Below are 1208 nucleotides of genomic sequence, written 5' to 3'. Positions count from 1 at the left end.
ATCCTCTCTCCTGAAGATCATCGCGGGGACGATGGCGGCGGATCGGGGCCATGTGCTTCGCCGCGGCAGCGTTTCATGGCCGGTGGGCTTTGCGGGCTCTTTCCATCCCGACCTCACGGGGGCGCAGAACGTGCGCTTCGTGGCGCGGGTCTACGGGGTGGATACCGACGAACTGGTCGCATTTGTCGGGGCGTTTTCCGAACTGGGCGCGCATCTGCACCGGCCTTTCCGCGGCTATTCCGCCGGGATGCGGGCGCGGCTGGCGTTTGGCACCTCGATGGGAATCCGTTTCGACACCTATCTCGTGGACGAGGTCACAAGTGTCGGTGACGCGGCCTTTCGCCAAAAGAGCCGGGAGGTTTTTGCCGAGCGCATGGCCCGCAGCGGCGCGATTGTCGTGTCGCACAACATGGAGGCGCTCCGGGGTATGTGCGACGCGGGTGCGGTGCTGGAAAACGGGCGGCTCGAATATTTCGACGACCTTGAGGCCGCAATTACCCGCTACGGCGCGCTGATGCGAAACGGTCAGCCATAAAGGTCGATGACCGCATCCTGCCCCGCGATCTGAAGGAACAGCGCGCTTTGCGCCGCGCCGTCGGTGACGGCCCAGATGATCTGGCCCGTGGGGCTGTGGATCACGAAGGCTTCCTCCACCCCCGCGGCACCGGCGCCTGCGGTTTCCCCGAAATTGACGTGAAAGTCGGCGGCGCTGGCGGCCTCATCCCCGTAGAGCAGGATATCGTTCTGCTCCGCCGCGTAGTCGTCAACCCAGTCGGACCCGTGGTCGCGGTGGCCGAGGTGAAAGAAGCGGTCCGCGCCGCTGCCCCCTTCGAGCCGGTCGTAGCCCCAGCCGCCGTTGACGAAATCGGCCCCCGCCCCGCCGAAGACGGTATCGCTCTGGCCGGAACCGGTGAGCACATCGTCCCCCGCGTTGCCGAAAAGCTGATCGTTGCCGTTGCCTCCGAGGATATGATCGCGGCCCTCGCCCCCGCGCAGCTCGTCCTCCCCGGCATCTCCGTGGATCAGATCGTTGCCCAAACCGCCCCGGATCGTGTCGGCGCCCGACCCGCCGAAGAGCGTATCGTTACCGGATTGGCCGCGCAGATCGTCGTTGCCCGCCCCGCCCCGGATCGTATCAGCATAGTCGCTGCCTGAAAGGGTATCGCCGCCCGCCGTTCCCGTCATTGTCTGCCCGCCGGTTGGTGCCG

The 1208-nt window shown here is 66.4% G+C and carries 2 protein-coding genes; one reads left to right on the top strand and one right to left on the bottom strand.

Translation table 11 applies throughout. The features are described 5' to 3' along the window. The coding region (locus tag A3764_RS25305; RefSeq protein WP_161487510.1) for an ABC transporter ATP-binding protein at nt 1-535 on the top strand (535 nt) is incomplete at its 5' end. On the opposite strand, the gene A3764_RS17815 is transcribed toward A3764_RS25305, so the two are convergent. After that, the coding region (locus tag A3764_RS17815) for a calcium-binding protein (protein ID WP_269085031.1) at nt 526-1208 on the bottom strand (683 nt) is incomplete at its 5' end. The genes A3764_RS25305 and A3764_RS17815 overlap by 10 nt on opposite strands.

The organism is Sulfitobacter sp. HI0129, assembly GCF_001635395.1.
GTDB lineage: Bacteria > Pseudomonadota > Alphaproteobacteria > Rhodobacterales > Rhodobacteraceae > Sulfitobacter.
This window is presented reverse-complemented; position numbering and strand designations above follow the sequence as displayed.